16 protein-coding genes are annotated in these 22,831 nt (G+C 62.6%); 13 read left to right on the forward strand and 3 right to left on the reverse strand.

The genetic code is table 11. The features are described from left to right. Positions 1-135 precede the first annotated feature (135 nt). From atpB to A3AC_RS0107585, 9 genes are all read left to right on the forward strand, one after another. Positions 136-987: a F0F1 ATP synthase subunit A gene (gene atpB / locus A3AC_RS0107545; protein ID WP_025598165.1), complete on the forward strand. Its 852-nt coding sequence runs from the start codon at positions 136-138 to the stop codon at positions 985-987. A gap of 81 nt (positions 988-1,068) precedes the next feature. Then, on the forward strand, positions 1,069-1,338 hold the full coding sequence (gene atpE, locus A3AC_RS0107550) for a F0F1 ATP synthase subunit C (RefSeq protein WP_007180033.1): 270 nt from the start codon (positions 1,069-1,071) through the stop codon (positions 1,336-1,338). Positions 1,339-1,471: 133 nt separating this feature from the next. Continuing rightward, complete coding sequence (locus A3AC_RS0107555) at positions 1,472-1,942, forward strand: F0F1 ATP synthase subunit B (protein ID WP_006050845.1); 471 nt, start codon at positions 1,472-1,474, stop codon at positions 1,940-1,942. Between the two features lie 2 nt (positions 1,943-1,944). Beyond that, positions 1,945-2,484 carry a F0F1 ATP synthase subunit delta gene (locus tag A3AC_RS0107560; RefSeq protein ID WP_025598166.1) on the forward strand — a complete coding sequence of 180 codons (540 nt, stop codon included), beginning with the start codon at positions 1,945-1,947 and terminating at the stop codon, positions 2,482-2,484. A gap of 55 nt (positions 2,485-2,539) precedes the next feature. Beyond that, positions 2,540-4,081 (forward strand): F0F1 ATP synthase subunit alpha, encoded by a 1,542-nt coding sequence (atpA, locus tag A3AC_RS0107565; RefSeq protein ID WP_015004083.1) that lies wholly within the window; start codon positions 2,540-2,542, stop codon positions 4,079-4,081. A gap of 139 nt (positions 4,082-4,220) precedes the next feature. After that, positions 4,221-5,105 carry a F0F1 ATP synthase subunit gamma gene (atpG, locus tag A3AC_RS0107570; protein ID WP_013340937.1) on the forward strand — a complete coding sequence of 295 codons (885 nt, stop codon included), beginning with the start codon at positions 4,221-4,223 and terminating at the stop codon, positions 5,103-5,105. A 127-nt stretch (positions 5,106-5,232) separates the two neighbouring features. Further along, positions 5,233-6,627 carry a F0F1 ATP synthase subunit beta gene (atpD, locus tag A3AC_RS0107575; RefSeq protein ID WP_013340936.1) on the forward strand — a complete coding sequence of 465 codons (1,395 nt, stop codon included), beginning with the start codon at positions 5,233-5,235 and terminating at the stop codon, positions 6,625-6,627. A gap of 111 nt (positions 6,628-6,738) precedes the next feature. Then, positions 6,739-7,164 carry a F0F1 ATP synthase subunit epsilon gene (locus A3AC_RS0107580; RefSeq protein ID WP_020067428.1) on the forward strand — a complete coding sequence of 142 codons (426 nt, stop codon included), beginning with the start codon at positions 6,739-6,741 and terminating at the stop codon, positions 7,162-7,164. A gap of 242 nt (positions 7,165-7,406) precedes the next feature. Next, on the forward strand, positions 7,407-9,137 hold the full coding sequence (locus A3AC_RS0107585; RefSeq protein WP_025598167.1) for an AMP-binding protein: 1,731 nt from the start codon (positions 7,407-7,409) through the stop codon (positions 9,135-9,137). A gap of 928 nt (positions 9,138-10,065) precedes the next feature. Here A3AC_RS0107585 and A3AC_RS0107590 read toward each other — a convergent pair. Further along, positions 10,066-10,881, reverse strand: coding sequence for a transporter substrate-binding domain-containing protein (locus A3AC_RS0107590; RefSeq protein WP_025598168.1), 816 nt, complete (start codon positions 10,879-10,881; stop codon positions 10,066-10,068). Positions 10,882-11,094: 213 nt separating this feature from the next. On the opposite strand from A3AC_RS0107590, the gene hemE reads away from it, so the two are divergent. Together hemE and A3AC_RS0107600 are read left to right on the forward strand one after the other, a co-directional pair. Further along, positions 11,095-12,195 carry a uroporphyrinogen decarboxylase gene (gene hemE, locus A3AC_RS0107595; protein WP_025598169.1) on the forward strand — a complete coding sequence of 367 codons (1,101 nt, stop codon included), beginning with the start codon at positions 11,095-11,097 and terminating at the stop codon, positions 12,193-12,195. 475 nt (positions 12,196-12,670) lie between these two features. Next, positions 12,671-14,926 (forward strand): primosomal protein N', encoded by a 2,256-nt coding sequence (locus tag A3AC_RS0107600; protein ID WP_025598170.1) that lies wholly within the window; start codon positions 12,671-12,673, stop codon positions 14,924-14,926. A gap of 336 nt (positions 14,927-15,262) precedes the next feature. Here A3AC_RS0107600 and A3AC_RS29090 read toward each other — a convergent pair whose 3' ends face one another. Then, a complete protein-coding gene (locus tag A3AC_RS29090) occupies positions 15,263-15,568 on the reverse strand; it encodes a hypothetical protein (RefSeq protein ID WP_035474869.1) in 306 nt (101 codons plus the stop codon). 153 nt (positions 15,569-15,721) lie between these two features. Between A3AC_RS29090 and putA the strand changes: the two genes are divergently transcribed. Together putA and A3AC_RS0107615 are read left to right on the forward strand one after the other, a co-directional pair. Further along, a complete protein-coding gene (putA, locus tag A3AC_RS0107610; RefSeq protein ID WP_025598171.1) occupies positions 15,722-19,660 on the forward strand; it encodes a trifunctional transcriptional regulator/proline dehydrogenase/L-glutamate gamma-semialdehyde dehydrogenase in 3,939 nt (1,312 codons plus the stop codon). Positions 19,661-19,753: 93 nt separating this feature from the next. Then, complete coding sequence (locus tag A3AC_RS0107615) at positions 19,754-20,902, forward strand: branched-chain amino acid ABC transporter substrate-binding protein (protein WP_025598172.1); 1,149 nt, start codon at positions 19,754-19,756, stop codon at positions 20,900-20,902. A 160-nt stretch (positions 20,903-21,062) separates the two neighbouring features. Here A3AC_RS0107615 and A3AC_RS0107620 read toward each other — a convergent pair whose 3' ends face one another. Continuing rightward, positions 21,063-22,781 carry a thiamine pyrophosphate-binding protein gene (locus tag A3AC_RS0107620; protein ID WP_025598173.1) on the reverse strand — a complete coding sequence of 573 codons (1,719 nt, stop codon included), beginning with the start codon at positions 22,779-22,781 and terminating at the stop codon, positions 21,063-21,065. Between the last annotated feature and the right edge of the window lie 50 nt (positions 22,782-22,831).

Raw genomic sequence — 22,831 nt, forward strand, 5'->3', positions numbered from 1 at the left:
GATTTGAAGCCGGCGCGTGACGCCGGCGAGAGCGTGCGGATATGACACGGTCCGCGCCCGGCGCGTTCCCGCAATAGAGCATTGCAGCGGGAGCGGCCTAAGACGATTTTCGACAATTTGGGTGGCTTTAACGATATGGCAGCTAGCGAAGGCACGCGCGCAATGGATCCGTCCGAGTACATCGCGCACCACTTGCAGAACTTTTCCACCGCGCACCAAACGTCGATTTTCGACATTCACGTGTGGAATCTGGACACCCTTTTCTGGTCGATCGTTTGCGGTCTGGCCACCATCATCATTCTGCATCTCGCTGCCCGTAAGGCGACGTCCGGCGTGCCGGGCCGTTTCCAGTGCGCAATCGAAATGCTGGTCGAAATGGTCGAGGATCAATCCAAGTCGATGATCCACGGCACGCGTACGTTCATCGCGCCGCTGGCGTTGACGGTTTTCGTCTGGGTCGCGCTGATGAACGCGCTCGACTTTATCCCCGTCGACCTGCCGGGCCACGTGATTGGCTGGCTGGGTCTGTCCGAAGCCATCCCGCACCACCGTATCGTCCCGACTGCCGACCTGAACGGCACGATCGGTATCGCCCTCGGTGTGTTCGCGCTGATGATTTACTACAACTTCAAGATCAAGGGCGCCGGCGGCTTCGTGCACGAACTGCTGTCGGCCCCGTTCGGCGCGCATCCGCTCCTGTGGATCCCGAACCTTGCACTGAACATCATCGAGTTCGTCGCGAAGACGGTCTCGCTCGGCATGCGGCTGTTCGGCAACATGTACGCGGGCGAACTGTTGTTCCTGCTGATTGCCCTGCTCGGCAGCATCTGGAGCTTCGGCGCGGACACGACGGTGCTTGGCTTCATCGGCCACGTGATCGCGGGCAGCGTGTGGGCCATCTTCCACATCCTGATCGTTCTGCTGCAAGCGTTCATTTTCATGATGCTGACGCTGGTGTACATCGGCCAGGCACACGACACGCACTAACCTGCGCTGCCGTAGAAAGAATCGTAGTTTTTAAATCCCAGTTCCAACCAGTTCTAAAAGACTTTTCACAAAGGAGTGATCATGCAAGCTTTCATCGCCAACATCCAGGGTCTGACCGCCATCGGTATCGGCATCATCATCGGCCTGGGTGCAATCGGCGCCTGTATCGGTATCGGTCTGATGGGCGGCAAGTACATCGAAGCATGTGCCCGTCAGCCGGAACTGATGAACCCGCTGCAAACCAAGATGTTCCTGCTGGCTGGTCTGATCGATGCGGCGTTCCTGATTGGCGTTGGTGTGGCAATGCTGTTTGCGTTCGCGAACCCGCTGCTGTCGAAGCTGGCAGGCTGAGGTTCCTCGGAAGTTTGCGCCTGAGCTATAACTAAAGGCGCAGGGCGGAACGGGCACTTGGGCGCTGATCGAGCACTGAATCGATGAGCGCCTTGCCGTTTCATTCCGAACTAGCAACGTTTAAGGAAACACCGTGAATCTCAACGCAACCCTGTTTGCGCAAATGGTCGTGTTCCTGATCCTCGCGTGGTTCACGATGAAGTTCGTGTGGCCGCCGCTGATCAACGCCCTCGACGAGCGCTCGAAGAAGATCGCCGACGGTTTGTCGGCTGCCGAAAAGGGCAAGGCAGAACTCGAAGCCGCTCACAAGCGGGTCGACCAGGAACTCGCTCAGGCTCGCAACGACGGTCAGCAACGTATTGCTGACGCAGAAAAGCGCGCTGTCGCAGTCGCTGACGAAATCAAGGCTCAAGCGCAAGCTGAAGCCGCTCGCATCATCGCGCAAGCGAAGGCCGACGCGGAGCAGCAAGTCGTGAAGGCGCGCGAAACCCTGCGCGGCGAAGTCGCTGCACTGGCAGTGAAGGGCGCCGAACAGATCCTGAAGCGCGAAGTCGACCAGGCGGCTCACGCTGACCTGCTGAATCAACTGAAAGCCGAGCTCTGATCATGGCCGAACTTGCAACCATCGCCCGTCCGTACGCAGAAGCGCTGTTTGGCGTGGCCGAAGCTGGTGACATCGCCGCCTGGTCCACGCTCGTGCAGGAGCTGGCACAGGTTGCGCGTCTGCCCGAAGTGCTGTCGATCGCCTCGAGCCCGAAAGTAAGCCGCGCCCAGGTCAGCGAACTGCTGCTGGCTGCGGTCAAGTCGCCGCTCAAGGACAACGCGCAAGCGAAGAATCTGGTGCAAATGCTGGTGGACAACCATCGCCTGCAATTGCTGCCGGAAATCGCTACGCAGTTCGAAGAGTTGAAGAACGCCCGTGAAGGCGCGGCCGATGTGCTGATCGCCAGCGCATTCCCGCTCGAAGGCGCGCAGCTGAACGACCTCGTCGCAAGTCTCGAACGCAAGTTCAAACGCAAGCTGAAGCCGACGGTCGAGGTCGACTCGTCGCTGATCGGCGGCGTGCGCGTAACGGTCGGCGACGAAGTGCTCGATACCTCGGTCCGCGCGCGGCTTGCCAGCATGCAGACGGCTCTGACGGCCTGAAGCGCTTCGCGCCAGGCGGCTGGCACGCAACAGAATTGACTATCAGGAGCGAATAATGCAACTCAATCCCTCTGAGATCAGCGAGCTGATCAAGAGCCGGATCCAGGGCCTTGAAGCGAGCGCAGACGTTCGCAACCAGGGCACCGTGATCTCCGTGACCGACGGCATCGTGCGTATTCACGGTCTGTCGGAAGTGATGCAGGGCGAAATGCTCGAATTCCCGGGCAATACATTCGGCCTCGCACTGAACCTCGAGCGCGACTCGGTCGGCGCCGTGATTCTGGGTGAGTACGAGCACATTTCGGAAGGCGACATCGTCAAGACGACGGGCCGCATTCTGGAAGTGCCGGTGGGCCCGGAACTGCTCGGCCGCGTGGTCGATGCACTGGGCAACCCGATCGACGGCAAGGGTCCGATCAACGCAAAGAAGACCGACGCGATCGAAAAGATCGCTCCGGGCGTGATCTGGCGTAAGTCGGTTTCTGAGCCGGTTCAAACCGGTCTGAAGTCGATCGACGCGATGGTGCCGGTTGGCCGTGGCCAGCGTGAGCTGATCATCGGCGACCGCCAGTGCGGCAAGACGGCAGTCGCAGTCGACGCGATCATCAACCAGAAGGGCAAGAACCTCTTCTGTATCTACGTCGCGATCGGCCAGAAGGCTTCGTCGATCATGAACGTGGTCCGCAAGCTCGAAGAAACCGGCGCGCTGGAATACACGATTGTGGTCGCCGCTTCGGCTTCGGAGTCGGCAGCCATGCAGTACCTGGCACCGTACGCCGGCTGCACGATGGGCGAATACTTCCGCGACCGCGGCCAAGACGCGCTGATCGTTTATGACGACTTGACCAAGCAGGCTTGGGCATACCGTCAGATCTCGCTGCTGCTGCGCCGCCCGCCGGGCCGTGAAGCGTATCCGGGCGACGTGTTCTATCTCCACTCGCGTCTGCTGGAACGTGCTGCTCGCGTCTCGGAAGAGTACGTCGAGAAGTTCACCAACGGTGAAGTGAAGGGCAAGAGCGGTTCGCTGACGGCACTGCCGGTCATTGAAACGCAGGCAGGCGACGTGACCGCATTCGTTCCGACGAACGTGATCTCGATTACCGACGGCCAGATCTTCCTGGAAACCGACCTCTTCAACGCAGGTATCCGCCCGGCAATTAACGCTGGTGTGTCGGTGTCGCGCGTCGGCGGTGCGGCTCAGACGAAGGTCGTGAAGAAGCTGTCGGGCGGTATCCGTACCGACCTCGCGCAGTATCGTGAGCTCGCAGCGTTCGCGCAGTTCGCATCCGACCTCGACGAAGCCACCCGCAAGCAGCTCGAGCGCGGCCGCCGCGTGACGGAACTGCTGAAGCAGCCGCAATATCAGCCGCTGCAGGTGTGGGAACTGGCTATCTCGCTGTTCGCGGCGAACAACGGCTACCTCGACGATCTGGAAGTGTCGCAAGTTCTGCCGTTCGAAAAGGGCCTGCGCGAATATCTGAAGTCGAGCCACGCTGACCTGGTCAAGCGCATCGAAGACAACAAGGAACTCTCGAAGGACGACGAAGGCCTGCTGCACACGGCCCTCAAAGACTTCAAGAAGTCCGGCGCGTATTGATCCGCGAGTGATCCGCAAGGCATAAAAGGACCTCGGGGGGCGCGGGCCGCATGTCAATGCACCCGCGCTGCTTCGATCCGCTTTGCATGGGACCTGGGTAAGCGCTCAGGCGCTCACTCGGGCCGACAAGGAGCAAGCAATGGCTGGAATGAAGGAAATTCGCGGCAAGATCAAGAGCGTGCAAAACACGCGCAAGATCACGAAAGCGATGGAGATGGTGGCGGCATCGAAGATGCGCCGCGCTCAGGAGCGCATGCGCGCTGCTCGCCCGTATGCCGACAAAGTCCGCGATATCGCTGCACACATGAGCCGTGCGAACCCCGAGTATCGTCACCCGTTCATGGTGTCGAACGAAGGCGCGAAGACGGCGGGGATCATCCTCGTCACGACCGACAAGGGTCTGTGCGGTGGCATGAACACCAACGTGCTGCGTGCAGCGCTGCAGAAGTTCAAGGAACTGGAAGGCCAGGGCAAGACGATCGAGGCAACCGCGATCGGCACCAAGGGTCTGGGTTTCCTGAACCGTTTGCGCGCCAAAGTGGTATCGAATGTCGTGCATCTGGGCGATACGCCGCACCTGGAAAAGCTGATCGGCGCGGTGAAGGTGCAGCTCGATCTGTACTCGGAAGGCAAGGTTTCGGCGGTGTATCTGGCATACACGCGCTTCGTCAATACGATGAAGCAGGAGCCGGTGATCGAGCAACTGCTGCCGCTCGCGGCAGACCAGTTCGAGCGCAAGGAAGAGCAGGGCGCGACGCCGAGCACCCAGTGGGACTACATCTACGAGCCGGACGCTCAGGCAGTGGTGGACGAACTGCTGGTGCGTTATGTCGAGGCGCTGGTCTATCAGGCCGTCGCGGAAAACATGGCGTCGGAGCAGTCGGCCCGCATGGTCGCAATGAAGGCAGCTTCGGACAATGCGAAGTCGGTCATCAACGAACTGCAGCTTGTGTACAACAAGAGCCGTCAGGCCGCGATCACGAAAGAACTGTCGGAAATCGTCGGTGGCGCGGCGGCGGTCTGACCTTGACGGGTCAGGCATGTCGCCTCGTGTGCGCCCGTAAGGCGCACCGTCTAGGCAACGGTCTGGGCGATCCCATCGAAACAGCGCCTTTGCGCGAGTGAAGAATTGAGTATCTAAAGGAAAAGCGATGAGTACTACTGCTTTGGTAGAAGGCAAGATCGTACAGTGCATCGGCGCGGTGATCGACGTGGAATTCCCGCGTTCGGACATGCCGAAAGTTTACGACGCGCTCATTCTGGAAGGTTCGGAACTGACCCTCGAAGTCCAGCAGCAGCTGGGCGACGGCGTCGTCCGTACCATCTGTCTGGGTGCATCGGACGGTCTGCGCCGCGGCACGGTCGTGAAGAACACCGGTAAGCCGATCAGCGTGCCGGTCGGCAAGCCGACGCTCGGCCGCATCATGGACGTGCTGGGTCGTCCGATCGACGAAGCTGGCCCGATCGCAAGCGACAACATGCGCTCGATCCACCAGAAGGCCCCGGCGTTCGACGAACTGTCGCCGTCGACGGAACTGCTCGAAACCGGCATCAAGGTTATCGACCTGATCTGCCCGTTCGCGAAGGGCGGCAAGGTGGGTCTGTTCGGTGGCGCCGGCGTGGGCAAGACCGTGAACATGATGGAACTGATCAACAACATCGCGAAGGAACACGGTGGTTACTCGGTGTTCGCCGGTGTTGGCGAGCGTACCCGTGAAGGGAACGACTTCTATCACGAAATGAAGGACTCGAACGTTCTCGACAAGGTCGCGCTGGTGTACGGCCAGATGAACGAACCGCCGGGCAACCGTCTGCGCGTCGCGCTGACCGGCCTGACGATGGCTGAGCACTTCCGTGACGAAGGCCTCGACGTGCTGTTCTTCGTCGACAACATCTACCGTTTCACGCTGGCCGGTACCGAAGTGTCGGCACTGCTCGGCCGTATGCCGTCGGCAGTGGGCTATCAGCCGACGCTGGCTGAAGAAATGGGCAAGCTGCAAGAGCGTATTACGTCGACCAAGACGGGCTCGATCACGTCGGTTCAGGCCGTGTACGTCCCTGCGGACGACTTGACCGACCCGTCGCCGGCAACGACCTTCGGCCACCTGGACGCAACCGTCGTGCTGTCGCGTGACATCGCTTCGCTGGGTATCTACCCGGCAGTGGACCCGCTCGATTCGACCTCGCGTCAGATCGACCCGAACGTGATCGGCGAAGAGCACTACTCGATCACGCGCGGAGTGCAGCAAACGCTGCAGCGCTACAAGGAACTGCGCGACATTATTGCGATTCTGGGTATGGACGAACTGGCGCCGGAAGACAAGCTCGCCGTGGCGCGCGCTCGTAAGATCCAGCGTTTCCTGTCGCAGCCGTTCCACGTCGCTGAAGTGTTCACGGGCTCGCCGGGCAAGTACGTTCCGCTGAAGGAAACGATCCGCGGCTTCAAGATGATCGTTGAAGGCGAGTGCGACCACCTGCCGGAACAAGCCTTCTACATGGTCGGCACGATCGACGAAGCCTTCGAAAAGGCCAAGAAGATCCAGTAAAGGTCGGGTGTAACGAAGCGGGCGCCGGCGTCCGCGCGATAACTGCCAAGCGGCGGTTGTTCGCTGAGCCGGCGTCTCACTACGCTCAACCCGCCACAGGAGTCGACACTTATGGCAACCATCAAAGTAGACGTCGTCAGCGCGGAAGAGCAGATCTTCTCGGGCCAGGCGAAGTTCGTCGCGCTGCCGGGCGAAGCGGGTGAACTCGGCATTCTGCCGGGCCACACGCCGCTCATCACGCGGATTCGTCCGGGTGCGGTGCGTATCGAAGCTGAAAACGGCGAAGAAGAATTTGTGTTCGTCGCCGGCGGTATCCTCGAAATCCAGCCGGGCGCTGTGACGGTTCTCGCCGACACGGCAATCCGCGGCAAGGATCTCGACGAAGCCAAAGCCGAAGACGCGCGCAAGCGTGCGGAAGAAGCGCTGCAGAACACGGGCTCGAACCTCGAGTACGCAACCGCACAGGCGGAATTGGCGTACGCGACGGCCCAGCTCGCTGCGATCCAGCGTCTGCGCAAGCTGCGCGGTCAAAGCTAAGCAGCACGTTTCAGAGAAAAAGCAGCCCGCGTGGCTGCTTTTTTTTGACCTTAGCTTGACGTTTACGGAAAGGTCAGAGACATTGTGTGTCCTTAGTTTGCCGTCCCAAATGCGGCCACCAAAGGGCGGCGAGACGCGCTAGTCCGCTGCGGGTAAGACTTGATGCCGGACGGGCGCGCGCCGGTGGCACAATCGGTTTCAAATCCATTTCAATAGGGCGATCTGCTCACGGAGACAGCACCATGGCAACGCAAGTGTCGGGCGAAGGCGCAATCATCGAGCCGAAAGACGGACTCTCGTACGTCCGCGGATCGACAGACGTTCCGTTGAGCGAAGCGACGATCGGTGAGTTCCTGCGCGAGACCGCCGGGCGCTTCCCGGATCGACCGGCTGTGGTGTTCCGCGAGCAGCGAATTCGGTGGACATGGAAGGAGTTTGCCGAAGAAGTCGACGTTCTGGCCGCCGGATTCCTGGCGCTAGGCATTACGAAGGGCGACCGCGTTGGCATCTGGTCGCCCAATCGTGTGGAATGGCTGCTGACCCAGTTTGCGACCGCGCGCATTGGCGCGGTACTGGTCAACATCAACCCGGCATATCGGCTGGCAGAGCTCGAATACGCACTGAACAAGGTCGGCTGCAAGGCGATTGTGGCCGCCGAGCGGTTCAAGACGTCAATGTACCTGGAAATGCTGCAGCAACTCGCGCCCGAACTTGCGACGCACACGCCTGGCGGTCTGCATGCGGCAAGATTGCCGGAGTTGCGCTACGTTATTCGCATGTGCGACACCGAAACGCCGGGAATGCTGAGTTTCTCCGACGTGATCGAGCAGGGACGTGCGACACTCGACGTCGCGAGGCTCGATGCGATCGGTGCGACGCTGTCGTGCCATGAGCCGATCAACATTCAGTTCACCAGCGGCACGACGGGCAATCCCAAAGGCGCGACACTCACGCACAGCAACGTGGTCAACAACGCGCGTTATATCGCGATGGCCATGAACCTGAGCGAGCAGGACGCGCTGTGCATTCCCGTGCCGCTCTATCACTGCTTTGGGATGGTGCTCGCGGTGTTGGCGTGCGTATCCGTTGGCGCCAACATGGTGTTTCCGGGCGAGGGCTTCGACCCCGCCGCGACCCTCGCGGCCGTCGCCGATGAGCAATGCACGGCTCTGCACGGCGTGCCCACCATGTTCATCGCCGAACTCGACCATCCAAACTTTGCTTCCTACGACCTCTCACGCTTGCGCACGGGCATCATGGCCGGCTCGCCGTGCCCAATTGAGACGATGAAGAAGGTCGTCTCGAGAATGCATCTGAGCGAGATCACGATTGCCTACGGCATGACCGAGACTAGTCCGGTTTCGTTCCAGAGTTCGACGACCGATCCGCTCGACAAGCGTACAACCACGGTGGGCCGGATCCAGCCGCATCTGGAAGTGAAAATCATCGATTCGCTCGGCAACATCGTGCCCGTCGGCGAAATCGGCGAGCTTTGTACGCGTGGTTATTCCGTGATGCAAGGCTACTGGGGCGACGAAGAAAAAACGCGCGAGAGTGTCGTGGACGGCTGGATGCACACCGGCGATCTGGCGACGCTCGACGCCGAAGGTTATTGCAATATCGTCGGTCGCCTGAAGGACATGCTGATTCGCGGCGGCGAGAACGTCTACCCGCGCGAGATTGAGGAATTCCTTTTTCGGCACCCGAAAATTCAGAGCGTGCAGGTGTTCGGCGTGCCAGACGCCAAATACGGCGAGGAGGTGTGCGCCTGGGTGGTCCTGCATTCAGGCGAGCAGGCTACCGCAGAAGAGATCCAGCAGTTTTGCCATGGGCAGATCGCGCACTACAAGGTGCCGAAGTACATCCGCTTCGTGGACGAATTGCCGATGACAGTGACTGGCAAAGTTCAGAAATTCATCATGCGCCAGCGCATGATGGACGAACTGAAGCTGCAGGAAGGGAAGACCGCCTGACCGAAGAGCGCACAGAAGGTAGCGCGGCAAAGAGAAAAGCCGTCTGCGGCGATCTTTTTATCGCGCTCGCCATTGCCGGTTGCGGCGGGAGAAAAGGAAAACGTCGAACAATTGCCAAACAGCGCGTAAAATCTGCCATCTTGCACTGCGCAAACGTTTGACGGGACGAAAAAAAAGCGGGCCTGGAGCCCGCTAAAAACCACACGCTACGGGGTTAGCGCGAGGAGACCAAAGTAGGAACCGACTGAGACGACGACCCGGCGTCGACTACGGTCCCAGCAGGGATGCCCCTTCTCAGGGCTTCGGCATAAGCCGACCGGCAAGTGCATCGTATCCGCTCACACCACGCACCCAGCCACATCCGTGTTGAAACCGTTGAGGGCATTGTGGGCGAATTAACCAGGGAGCGCCGTAACAAAGTGTTTCAGGTTGTAACGCCCGCCAGATAAGGCGCTCCGGGATTTATTGCGGAAAGGAAACGTTAAATAAGTACATTTTACCGATGACTGCGCAGCAATTTAATACGTCTGTTTCATGATATTCGCGAAGCATAGCGCCGCATAAAGGGTTAAGCCGATTCCGCATCGAATGGTTGCATCTTCATCTTTTCCCTGCCGGATTGCCGCTGTTACAACCGGTTCAGGCGCCGCGGGATTTTGCGTCCGCCCGCGCGCGACGCCGGATGCGTCGCAACAAACTCCGTGCGAACTGCAACCATACAAGGGGTCCGTTCGCCGGCCCGGCAGATACTCGCCTCCACTGGACTGCCGTCTCGCCTCAAGTGCCCGGCGTTACACAATGCGGCCCGCGAGCCGATGTTATCGACATGGCCGCGAGCCATTCTCCGGCGCACTGGACGCACCCAGCGCGCCAAGCACCCCGGGCGTACGCCGCCGGTCAACAACACCTGCCACCGATCCGCGTCACTTCACTTCAACCACTTATCCGACACAGCCTGATATTCGCCGGTAGCGCGCGCCAGATGCAGCCACTGGTCCACGTACTGCTGGAACGCCACATCGCCGCGCGGCAGCAGCCATGCTTTTTCGCCGTACTGGAACGGCTTGTCGGGATGCACCGAGCAAAGGCCGGGATTCAACTTTTGCTGCAGCAGAGTTTCTGACGCATCGGTCACCATTACATCGGCCTTGCCGGCGAGGATCTGCTTGAAGATCGTCACGTTGTCCGGATAGACCGTCAGGTTCGCATGCGAAAGGTACTGCTTCGCGAAACGTTCGTTGGTGCCGCCCGGATTTACGATCACGCGCGTTGCCGGCTGGTCGATCTGCGCCACCGCCTGGTACTTGTTGACGTCGTCGCATCGGACAATCGGCGTCTTCCCGTCCACCATATAAGCCTGCGTGAAGAAGGCGCGCTTTTGCCGTTCGAGCGTCGGCGAAACCCCGCCCACACCGATGTCGCATCTGGCGACGAAATCGTTCATCAAGTTCGGCCATGAAGTCTTGATGTACTCCGCCTTGACACCGAGCGACTTCGCAAGCGACTCAGTCATGTCGATGTCGATGCCCTCGAACTGACCGTCTGTCTTGTAAAACGAATACGGCTTGTAGTCCCCTGTGGTGCACGCGCGCAGCGTGCCCCGAGCAAGAATTTCATCAAGCCGCGAGGCCGCCGCGGCAGTGCCAGCAGTGCCGGCCGCGCCTGACGCTTGCGCCTGAGCGGCTCCGCCGTGTATCAGGACGCCTGTCAGCGCGCCGAGCAGTGCAACTGCAACTTTCTTCATGGAGTCTCCTTGGTTATGCGTTGTAGTGTAAGTTTGTCGGATGATAGCCCGGCAATTCGTCCATGAACATCGGCCGTTCGGCCAGGTTGCGTTAGGGCGGGCACGTGCGGAAAATGGCCCCTCAACCCGAGCACCGCAGTTATTGCCCGCATGCCGCCGAATGCGGCGGCCACCGTCCGGTAAAATGCCCCTTTGCCCTTAGTCGCACGCAACGTGGCCCATAACCTCCTGAACGACACTTTCCTGCGCGCGCTGCTGCGCCAGCCCACCGACTACACACCTGTCTGGTTGATGCGGCAGGCCGGCCGCTATCTGCCGGAATACAACGCCACGCGTTCTCGCGCGGGCAGTTTTCTCGGCCTCGCGAAGAATCCGGCGTTCGCGACGGAAGTCACGCTGCAGCCGCTCGAGCGCTATCCGCTCGACGCCGCCATACTGTTTTCCGACATCCTCACGGTGCCGGATGCAATGGGCCTCGGCCTGGAGTTCGTCGCCGGCGAAGGGCCGACATTCGCGCGACCCGTACGCACGGAAGACGACGTGGCGCGCCTTGCGGTGCCGGACATCGACGCCACGCTGCGCTACGTGACCGACGCCGTGCGCGAAATCCGCAGCGCGTTGACCGACGCTCAAGGCCGGCAACGCGTGCCGCTCATCGGCTTTTCGGGCAGCCCGTGGACGTTGGCCTGCTATATGGTGGAAGGCGGCGGCTCGGCGGACTTTCGCACCGTCAAGTCGATGCTGTATGCGCGCCCGGATCTGATGCATCGCATCCTGGAGATCAATGCAAATTCGGTCGCGGCCTATCTGAACGCGCAGATCGAAGCCGGCGCCCAAGCCGTGATGATCTTCGACACCTGGGGTGGAGCACTTGCCGACGGCGCATATCAGCGCTTTTCGCTGCACTACATCCAGCAGGTCGTGAATCAGCTGAAGCGCGAGCATGACGGCGACAAAGTGCCGGTCATTACCTTCACCAAGGGCGGCGGCCTGTGGCTCGACGAAATCGCCGGGACGGGTGTCGATGCAGTGGGCCTCGACTGGACGGTCAACCTGCGTAAGGCGCGCGAGCGTGTCGGCGGCAAGGTCGCTTTGCAGGGCAATATCGACCCGTCCGTATTGTTCGCGCCGCCCGCGTGTATCCGCATGGAGGCGCGCGCCGTGTTGGACAGCTTCGGCAACCATCCGGGGCATGTTTTCAACCTCGGCCATGGCATCTCGCAATTCACGCCGCCGGAAAACGTCGCGGAACTCGTCGACGAAGTGCATCGCCATAGTCGCGCCATTCGCAGCGGCGCGCATGCACCTGGTTGACCCTGTAACTTCTACCGTTTTTTGCTGCAATGCAGCGCGCTGGGCTCTGCGGCTAAGGGAAAATTCGCGAGATGCGGGCCGCCGGCAAGCGCTCTCACAGTTGTCAAGACTTGACTTATACACATTCATCACGTTGCGGCGCGGTAGAACGTTTAGTCGTGTCCCGACCCTTGCACATTGCCCGCACATTTGATCTCAGCCTTGTCTGGCAAGGGTTTCGCGGCTGCGGCGAGAAGTGTGCGGAACCCCACAGAAGGCCGCTGCGGCGCGGTTTGCGGGCCGTTCGAGCGAAGTTCTCAACAAAGTTATCCACAGGCGTGCGGGGTCGACACTAATTGTTCAGCCGAATCCAAAACTTAGCGTCGAAATTGAAGTTTTACTTTAACTTCGGGCGGGCGCCTCATAGTCACACAATCCGGGGCGCGGGCTGCGGCGCTATGACGCTAGTCGCCGCCGCGGGAGCTCACGCAGCCGAATGACCGACATGTTCGTCCGCGTCGCACTGGATCACCCGTTGCCGACCTTGTTCGACTACCGCTGGAGCGCGTCCGAACCCGCAGTGCCGGGCACTCTGGTCAGCGTGCCGTTCGGCAGACGTGACGTGGTGGGGCTCGTGTGCGAAGTGACGACTCACAGCGAGGTTCCCGCCGATCGTCTGAGGACCGTGAACGGAGTTTGCACCGCGTGTCCACCGCTGTCGGCCGAATGGCTCGCGCTTGCCGCCTTTGCCGCCGACTACTATCAGCGCGGTCTTGGCGAAGTGGCGCTGCCGGCGCTGCCACAGGCTCTGCGCGACGCTTCGCGTTGGCCGCGCCTGCTCGCGCCGGAAGAACGGTACAGCCTGACGCCTCAAGGCCGCGCCGCGCTGCCCGATGTCTTGCCCGCGCGCGCCACTGCACTGCGAGGTCTCGCGCAGGCGCTTGCCGGCGCCGACTTCCTGCTTGCCGCCGAGGCCCGGGCGCTGCACCCGAAAGCCATCGCGACACTCGCCGCATGGCAAGCCGAGGGCTGGGTTGCACTCGGTCTCGTGGATGCCGCCGCGGCCCAGCCCGCAGCATCATTCACCGCAACGCCGCCGCGGCTACCGCAAACGCTGCCGACGCTTACCGGCGAGCAGTGCGCCGCCGTCGAAGCCATTCGGGACGCGCGCGGTTTCGCGCCCTTCCTGCTGCATGGCGTGACCGGCAGCGGCAAGACGGAAGTCTATTTGCGCGCGCTGGCTGAAATTCTTGCCGCCAAGCCGGATGCGCAGGCGCTCTTGCTGGTGCCCGAAATCAATCTGACGCCGCAGTTCGAGGCGGCGTTCCGCGCGCGCTTCGCGGTGCTCGCGGATAGCGCGATCGTCACGCTGCACAGCGGCCTCGCGGAAGGCGAGCGGGCTCGCAACTGGTTCGCGGCGCACGCGGGCCGCGCGCGGATCGTGCTCGGGACGCGCCTCGCGGTGCTGGCGTCGCTGCCGCGGCTGGCCGTCATCGTTGTGGACGAGGAGCACGATCCCGCTTACAAGCAGCAGGAAGGCTTGCGCTATTCGGCACGCGACCTCGCCATCTATCGCGCGAAGCAGCTTGGCCTGCCGGTCGTTCTCGGCTCCGCCACGCCATCGCTGGAAAGCTGGTGGCAGGCCGAGCAGGGGCGTTACAGGCGGCTTACCTTGTCGCGCCGCGCCGTGGCCGAGGCGGTGTTGCCAACGGTGCGCCTGATCGATCTGGAAGAGGAGCGCCGGCGCGGCCGCGCCTCGGTGGAAGGTTTGTCAGGCCCGCTGGTCGCCGCGCTGAAGGCGCGGCTCGAGCGCGGTGAGCAAAGTCTGGTATTTCTGAACCGGCGTGGCTATGCGCCGCAGCTCGCGTGCGACGCGTGCGGTTGGGTCGCCGGTTGTCCGCGTTGCAGCGCCTATGTGGTTCTGCACAAGCCCGAGCGCGCGCTGCGCTGTCATCACTGCGGCTGGGAGTCGCGCATTCCGCGCTCTTGCCCCGAGTGCGGCAATGTGGACATTGCGCCGATGGGCCGGGGCACGCAACGCGTGGAGGAAACGCTGGCAAGCGCGGTGCCGGGCGCCCGCGTTTTGCGCATCGACGCCGACAGCACGCGCCGCAAGGGCAGCGCCCAGGCGCTTTTCTCCGACGTGCATGCGGGCGAAGTCGACATTCTCGTCGGCACGCAGATGATCGCGAAGGGGCATGACTTTCAGCGCGTGTCGCTGGTCGGCGTGCTGAACGCCGACACCGCGCTCTTTTCCCACGACTTCCGCGCGAGCGAGCGCCTCTTTGCGCAACTAATGCAGGTGAGCGGCCGGGCCGGCCGCGCCGGCTTGCCCGGCGAGGTGCTGGTGCAGACGCGTTATCCGCGTCATGCGCTTTATCACGCGCTGGGGCGTCACGATTACGTCGGCTTCGCCAATTCGACGCTGGGCGAGCGACGCGACGCGCACTTGCCGCCGTTCGTCTACCAGGCGTTGCTGCGCGCCGAGGGCCGCACGCTCGAAGCGGCGCTGGCCTTTCTACAGCAGGCCGCAGCCGAGCTCGTGGGCATCCCAGCTGCCGAACGTGTGACCGTCTACGATGCAGTGCCCCTCACCATCGTGAAGGTGATGCACGTGCACCGCGCGCAGTTGCTGGTGGAGAGCGCCTCGCGCGCCGCGCTGCAGGCCACGCTGCGCGCGTGGCAGCCGTTGCTGCGCAGCCTGAAGGGCGTGCTGCGCTGGAGCCTCGAAGTCGATCCGCTCGACATCTGATCACACCCCGCGCGGCGAATCGAGATCTGTCAGTACCGGCAGCGGCTGCGCGCGGTGCGGGCCCGGGCTCGCACCGAATTCGAATAACTTGCAGCGGGAACGGCGACGCGCCTCGCCGTCCGCGTAGCCAACACCGCCGATGCGCGCGAGGAAACATGTGCACCACGCGCCGCAAGTTGCCGGTAGCGCGCGGAAGCTCGGTAGTCGCTTGAACAGAGCATGGTGGATCTCACAGTATTTGTTTCGTCGCGTTGCTGTCAGCAGCGGCCGCCACAGCGCGCGGGAGGCTAGCCTATTGCTCGCGCGACCCGGCGGGCTGCCGTTGTGCCCACTCGTCTACTCGTGTAGCGCAGCGCGCGCCTCGCCCGTAGATCCGCGTGCTTCAGACGCCTCGCGTTTGCCCGACTTGCCGGTAGCACCGCGAATAAACAGCACGGCGCAGGCTGCGCACATTGCCCAGATGCCCAATACCACGAGCCACTTTTCCATTTCGCTGTCCTCTACCCCGTAGTGTTGTTGTGCGCGCTGTGGTGCCGCGCCCGCTATGACTTCTATAACGGCGCGCCATCCGGTTTGATAAGGGCTCGACACAAAAGAAATCAGGCCAGGGAAAATACCGATCCTTACCGCCTTCCCCAGCATTGGTGCCACCGGCCGCAAACCCGCGCCAGATAAGGGTTACGCCGGGGTGCAACCGATCCGGCCCGGCGGTTGCACCTTTTTATTGAGAAGCGTACGATTCGCCCAACTTTTAGTCTTTCACCAGCATTGCGTCTGGTCTCCGAAGAAGGAAACATGGCTAGCACCACCCTTGGCGTCAAGGTCGACGACCTCTTGCGTTCCCGGCTGAGAGATGCCGCTACTCGCCTCGAACGCACCCCGCACTGGCTGATCAAGCAGGCGATTTTCGCGTACCTCGAAAAGATCGAGCAGGGCCAATTGCCGCCGGAGTTGTCGGGCGCGGTCGGTTCGGCCGATATGGCGGATGGCGCAGCCGTCGAACATGACGAGGACGGTGCGGCTCATCCGTTCCTCGACTTTGCGCAGAACGTGCAACCGCAGTCCGTGCTGCGTGCGGCGATCACGGCGGCCTACCGCCGGCCGGAGCCGGAATGCGTGCCGTTCCTGCTCGGCCAGGCGCGTCTGCCGGCCAAGCTGGCAGGCGATGTGCAAGCGCTCGCCGGCAAGCTCGTCGAGACGCTGCGCGGCAAGAGCCGTGGCGGCGGCGTCGAAGGGCTGATCCACGAATTCTCGCTGTCGAGCCAGGAAGGCGTCGCGCTCATGTGCCTCGCTGAAGCCTTGCTGCGCATTCCCGACCGCGCCACGCGCGACGCGCTGATTCGCGACAAGATCAGCAAGGGGGACTGGAAATCGCACGTCGGCCAGGCGCCGTCGCTGTTCGTCAATGCTGCAACCTGGGGCTTGATGATCACCGGCAAGCTGGTCACCACCAACAGCGAGACGAACCTTTCGTCGGCGCTCACGCGTCTGATCGGCAAAGGCGGCGAGCCGCTGATCCGCAAGGGCGTGGACATGGCGATGCGCCTGATGGGCGAGCAGTTCGTCACCGGCGAGAACATTTCCGAAGCGCTGGCGAACAGCCGCAAATACGAAGCGCGTGGTTTCCGCTACTCGTACGACATGCTCGGCGAAGCGGCCACGACCGAAGCCGACGCGCAGCGCTACTACGCATCGTACGAGCAGGCGATTCACGCGATCGGCAAAGCGGCCGGCGGCCGCGGCATCTATGAAGGCCCGGGCATCTCGATCAAGCTGTCGGCGCTGCACCCGCGCTACTCGCGCTCGCAGCAGGAACGCACGATGAGCGAGCTGCTGCCGCGCGTGCGTTCGCTTGCGATCCTCGCGCGCCGCTACGACATCGGCCTGAATATCGACGCCGAAGAAGCCGACCGCCTCGAAATCTCGCTGGATCTGCTGGAAGCGCTGTGCTTCGACCCGGACCTGGCCGGCTGGAACGGCATCGGCTTCGTGGTGCAGGCTTATCAGAAGCGCTGCCCGTTCGTGATCGACTACATCGTCGATCTGGCGCGACGCAGCCGTCACCGCATCATGGTGCGTCTTGTGAAAGGCGCGTACTGGGACACCGAGATCAAGCGCGCGCAGGTGGACGGCCTGGAAGGCTATCCGGTCTACACGCGCAAGATCTATACGGACGTGTCATATCTCGCGTGCGCGAAGAAGCTGCTCGGCGCGCCGGACGCGGTGTATCCGCAATTCGCCACGCACAACGCGCACACGCTGTCAGCGATCTATCACCTCGCGGGCAACAACTACTATCCTGGCCAGTACGAATTCCAGTGCCTGCATGGCATGGGCGAGCCGCTGTACGAGGAAGTCACGGGCCCCGTCTCCGCTGGAAAGCTGAACCGTCCGTGCCGCGTGTATGCGCCGGTCGGCACGCACGAAACGCTGCTTGCATACCTCGTGCGCCGTCTGCTGGAAAATGGCGCGAACACCTCGTTCGTGAATCGCATTGCCGATGAAAGCGTCGCGATCCAGGACCTGATCGCCGATCCGGTCGAAGAAGCGTCGAAGATCGTGCCGCTCGGCGCGCCGCACGCGAAGATTCCGCTGCCGCGCAATCTGTATGGCGCCGAGCGTCTCAATTCGATGGGCCTCGACCTGTCGAACGAGCATCGCCTTGCGTCGCTGTCGTCGGCGCTGCTGGCAAGCGCGAATCATCCGTGGCGCGCCGCGCCGATGCTCGCCGACGACCAGATCGCCCTCGGCAACGCGCGCGACGTGCGCAACCCGGCGGATCATCGCGATCTGGTTGGAACCGTGGTGGAAGCGAGCGCCGAGCACGTGAGCGCCGCATTGGCGCACGCGGTTGCCGCCGCGCCGATCTGGCAGGCCACGCCCGTCGAAGCGCGCGCCGACTGCCTCGCGCGCGCCGCCGATCTGCTCGAAGCGCAAATGCATACGCTGATGGGTCTCGTCGTGCGTGAAGCGGGCAAGTCGCTCGCCAACGCGGTGTCGGAGATCCGCGAAGCCATCGACTTCCTGCGCTATTACTCCACGCAGATTCGCAGCGAGTTTTCGAACGACACGCATCGTCCGCTCGGGCCGGTGGTGTGTATCAGCCCGTGGAATTTCCCGCTCGCCATTTTCATGGGCCAGGTGGCCGCCGCGCTCGCGGCCGGCAACACCGTGCTCGCGAAGCCGGCTGAGCAGACGCCGTTGATCGCCGCGCAAGCGGTGCGTATTCTGCGCGAGGCCGGCGTGCCTGCCGGCGCGGTGCAACTCCTGCCGGGCGACGGCGAGACCGTCGGCGCCGCGCTGGTGGCGGATGCACGCACGCGTGCCGTGATGTTCACCGGTTCGACGGAAGTCGCGCGGCTCATCAACAAGACACTTTCGGGCCGTCTGGACCCGGAAGGCAAGCCGATTCCGCTGATCGCCGAAACGGGCGGCCAGAACGCGATGATCGTCGATTCATCGGCCCTCGCCGAACAGGTGGTGGCGGACGTCATGCAGTCGTCGTTCGACTCGGCCGGTCAACGTTGTTCCGCGCTGCGCGTTCTGTGTTTGCAGGACGATGTCGCGGACCGCACGCTCGAAATGCTGACGGGCGCGATGCGCGAACTGAGCGTCGGCAATCCGGATCGTTTGTCGACGGACGTGGGCCCGGTGATCGACGTGGAAGCGAAGCGCGGCATCGACGCGCACATTGCCGCGATGCGCGAGAAAGGCCGCAAGGTCGAGCAACTGCCGATGCCGGAAAACTGTGCACAAGGCACATTCGTACCGCCGACCCTGATCGAACTCGACAGCATCGACGAATTGAAGCGCGAAGTGTTCGGCCCGGTGCTGCATGTGGTGCGCTATCGCCGCAGCCAGCTCGACACGCTGCTCGAACAGATCCGCGCAACCGGCTATGGCCTGACGCTCGGCATCCATACGCGAATCGACGAAACCATTGCTCACGTGATCAGCCGCGCGCATGTCGGCAACATCTACGTGAACCGCAATGTGATCGGCGCGGTGGTCGGCGTGCAGCCGTTCGGCGGCGAAGGTCTGTCGGGCACCGGTCCGAAGGCGGGCGGCGCGCTGTATTTGCAGCGTCTCTTGTCCACGCGTCCGGCCGGCTTGCCGAAGTCTCTTGCGCAGGCGCTCATCGCCGATGTACCGCAAGCGGCCGAAAAGGGCGACAATCCGTCCGCCGCGCTGACCGCGCTGCGCGACTGGCTGATCGCCGAGCGCGAGCCGCAGCTCGCCGCGCGCTGCGACGGTTACCTGTCGCATATGCCGGCAGGCGCGACGGCGGTGCTGTCCGGACCGACCGGCGAGCGCAACACCTACACGCTGGGAGCACGCGGCACGGTGCTGTGCATCGCGTCGACGGCAAGCGGTGCGCGGGTGCAGCTGGCAGCCGTGCTGGCTACGGGAAATCGTGCGCTGTTCGAAGGCGCCGCTGGTGAACAATTGGTCGCGCAGTTGCCGGCGTCGCTGAAGTCTTATGCAAGCGTGCGCAAGAACGCCGACACGCCGTTCGACGCCGTATTGTTCGAAGGCGATAGCGACGAACTGCTGACGCTCGTGAAGGAAGTGGCGAAGCGCCCCGGCCCGATCGTGTCGGTGCAAGGCGCCGCCTCGCGCGCGCTGGAAAACGGCGACGAAGACTACGCGCTCGAGCGTCTGTTGACCGAGCGCTCGGTCAGCGTGAACACGGCAGCTGCCGGCGGTAATGCGAATTTGATGACGATCGGTTGAGAGAACCTCGCCGGTTGAAGCAGTCATTAAAACGGAAGCGGTAACGGCGATCCCGAAAGCCGCTCCATCCACACCTGGTACCAAGGAGAAGATATGCAACACAAGATGAAACAGCTGGCAGGCGCAGCATTGGTTGCGGCGATGTCGCTGGCGGGGACGGCCAACGCTCAATCCACGGAAGACGTGAAGATCGGTTTCGCCGGTCCGATGACGGGCGCGCAGGCGCACTACGGCAAGGACTTCCAGAACGGCATCACGCTGGCTGTGGAAGACATCAACGCGACGAAGCCGGTGATCGGCGGCAAGCCGGTTCGCTTCGTGCTCGATTCGGCCGACGACCAGGCTGACCCGCGCACCGGCACGACCGTCGCGCAGAAGCTGGTGGACGACGGCATCAAAGGCATGCTCGGCCACTTCAACTCGGGCACGACCATCCCGGCATCGCGCATCTACGCGAACGCGGGCATTCCCGAAATCGCGATGGCGACGGCGCCTGAATACACGCAGCAAGGTTTCAAGACCACGTTCCGCATGATGACGTCCGACACGCAGCAAGGTTCGGTCGCCGGCACGTTCGCGGTCAAGACGCTGGGCGTGAAGAAGATCGTGATCGTCGACGACCGCACGGCCTACGGCCAGGGTCTGGCCGATCAGTTCGAAAAGGCCGCGAAGGCTGCGGGCGGCACGATCGTCGATCGTGAATACACGAACGACAAGGCCGTGGACTTCAAGTCGATTCTGACCAAGGTGAAGTCGGTCAATCCGGATCTGATCTACTACGGCGGCGCGGATTCGCAAGCAGCGCCGATGGTCAAGCAGATGAAGGCGCTCGGCATCAAGGCGCCGCTGATGGGCGGCGAAATGGTTCACACGCCGACGTTCATCCAGATCGCGGGCGACGCGGCGAACGGCACGGTGGCATCGCTCGCCGGCCTGCCGCTGGAAGAAATGCCTGGCGGCAAGGACTACGTCGCGAAGTATAAGAAGCGCTTCAACGAAGACGTGCAAACGTACTCGCCGTACGCCTACGACGGCGCAATGGCGATGTTCGCGGCAATGAAGAAGGCGAACTCGACGGATCCGGCGAAGTACCTGCCGCTGCTCGCGAAGACGTCGATGCCGGCTGTGACGTCGTCGAATCTCTCGTACGACGCGAAGGGCGACCTGAAGAACGGCGGCATCACGCTGTACAAGGTTGTCGACGGCAAGTGGACGACGCTGCAAAGCGTGGGCGGCAAGTAAGCTTCCCTCTTCAGCTTGGCTCGATGTTGAAAACCCCGCTTCGGCGGGGTTTTTTATGGCGCTTTGCGCACGTCTTTCGCGCGGCGCTTTACGCATTTACGCATTTACGCATTTACGCATTTACGCATTTACGCATTTACGCACCGCACTGCCGCTGCCCCTATTCCCCGCGCAGCTTTCTCCCCTGCTCCCGAATCTGCTCCAGCGTCGCGCCCGGCGTGCTCGCCTCCTGCGGCATGCGTATCTCGATCACCGCGGCGCGCTTTGCATCCAGTGAACGTTGCAACGCCGGCAGAAAATCTTCAGTACGCTCGACAATTTCACCATGTGCGCCGAAAGAGCGCGCGAACGCCGCGAAGTCGGGATTGGTGAGTCCGGTGCCATGCACGCGATGCGGATAATGCCGCTCCTGATGCATGCGGATCGTGCCGAACTGACCGTTGTTCACGACGATGAAAAGCACATGCAGATCGTATTGCATCGCCGTCGCGAGTTCCTGCGCGGCCATCATGAAGCAGCCGTCGCCGGCCAGCGCCACGACCGCACGCTGCGGATACAGCGACTTCGCGGCAATTGCCGCCGGCACGCCGTAGCCCATCGCGCCGCTCGTCGGCGCAAGTTGCGAGCGGTACTGACGATACGAAAAGTGCCGATGCAGCCACGTCGCGTAATTGCCGGCGCCGTTGGTCAGAATCGCGTCGTCAGGAAGATGCGCGCGCAACTGCTGGATGACTTCGCCCATCTGCACGTCGCCGGGAATGGGCCGAGGCTTGCGCCATTCCAGATATGCGCGATGCGCTTCTTCCGCCGCGCCCGCCCATGCGAGTTTCCCGGCTGAAGGCTGCAAGGCCGCAAGCGCCGCCGCCAGTTCCGGCATGCCGGAGACGATCGGCAAATCGGCGGCATAAACGCGCCCCAACTCTTCCGCGCCCTGATGCACGTGAACTAACGTCTGCTTCGTCTTCGGAATGTCGAGCAGCGTGTAGCCATTCGTCGTGGCTTCGCCGAGTCTTGGTCCCAGCGCGAGCAACAGGTCGGCGTCGCGAATACGCTGTGAGAGCGCTGGATTGATGCCGAGGCCGACATCGCCGGCATAGTTCGGGTGCTCGTTATCCAGCGTGTCCTGGAAGCGGAACGCGAGGCCGATAGGCAATTGCCAGTTTTCGACGAAGCGTTGCAGGTCCGCGCATGCGGCGGGCGTCCAGCCGCTGCCGCCGGCGATCACCATGGGCCGTTGCGCGCGCTCGAGCAGTTCACGCAACCTGTCGATTTGCGCCCCCGACGGCGACGCCGCCACGCGCTGATAAGCAGGCGCGCCCGGCACGGCCTCGCAGGCATCGCTCAGCACGTCTTCAGGCAGGGACAGCACGACGGGCCCCGGCCGCCCCGAAGTCGCCGTGTGAAAGGCGTGGCTCAGATATTCGGGAATGCGCTTCGGATCGTCGATCTGCGCGACCCACTTTGCCATCTGCCCGAACATCCGCCGATAGTCGATTTCCTGAAAAGCTTCGCGGTCGAGATGTTCGCGCGCGCATTGGCCGATCAGCAGAATCATCGGCGTGGAGTCCTGAAACGCGGTGTGCACGCCGATGGACGCATGCGTCGCGCCGGGTCCGCGCGTGACGAGCGCCACGCCCGGGCGGCCGGTCAGTTTGCCGACCGCTTCGGCCATGTTCGCGGCCGCCGCTTCGTGACGGCAGACGATCGTCTGAATGCGGCCGGTTTCATCGTGCAGTGAATCCAGCACCGCGAGAAAGCTCTCGCCTGGCACGCAGAAAACGCGCTCGACACCGTGCGTGAGCAAAGCATCGACGACGAGGCGCGCGCCAGTCGTTCGGGCGGCAGCGGAATCGGAAACGGGAGCATTCGGCAGCGACATCGCGATGGAGCCTCCAGGCTGTGAGTGCATGAGTGCGGTGAGTTGGCAGA

The organism is Burkholderia sp. WSM2230, assembly GCF_000472445.1.
In the GTDB taxonomy this organism is placed as follows: domain Bacteria; phylum Pseudomonadota; class Gammaproteobacteria; order Burkholderiales; family Burkholderiaceae; genus Paraburkholderia.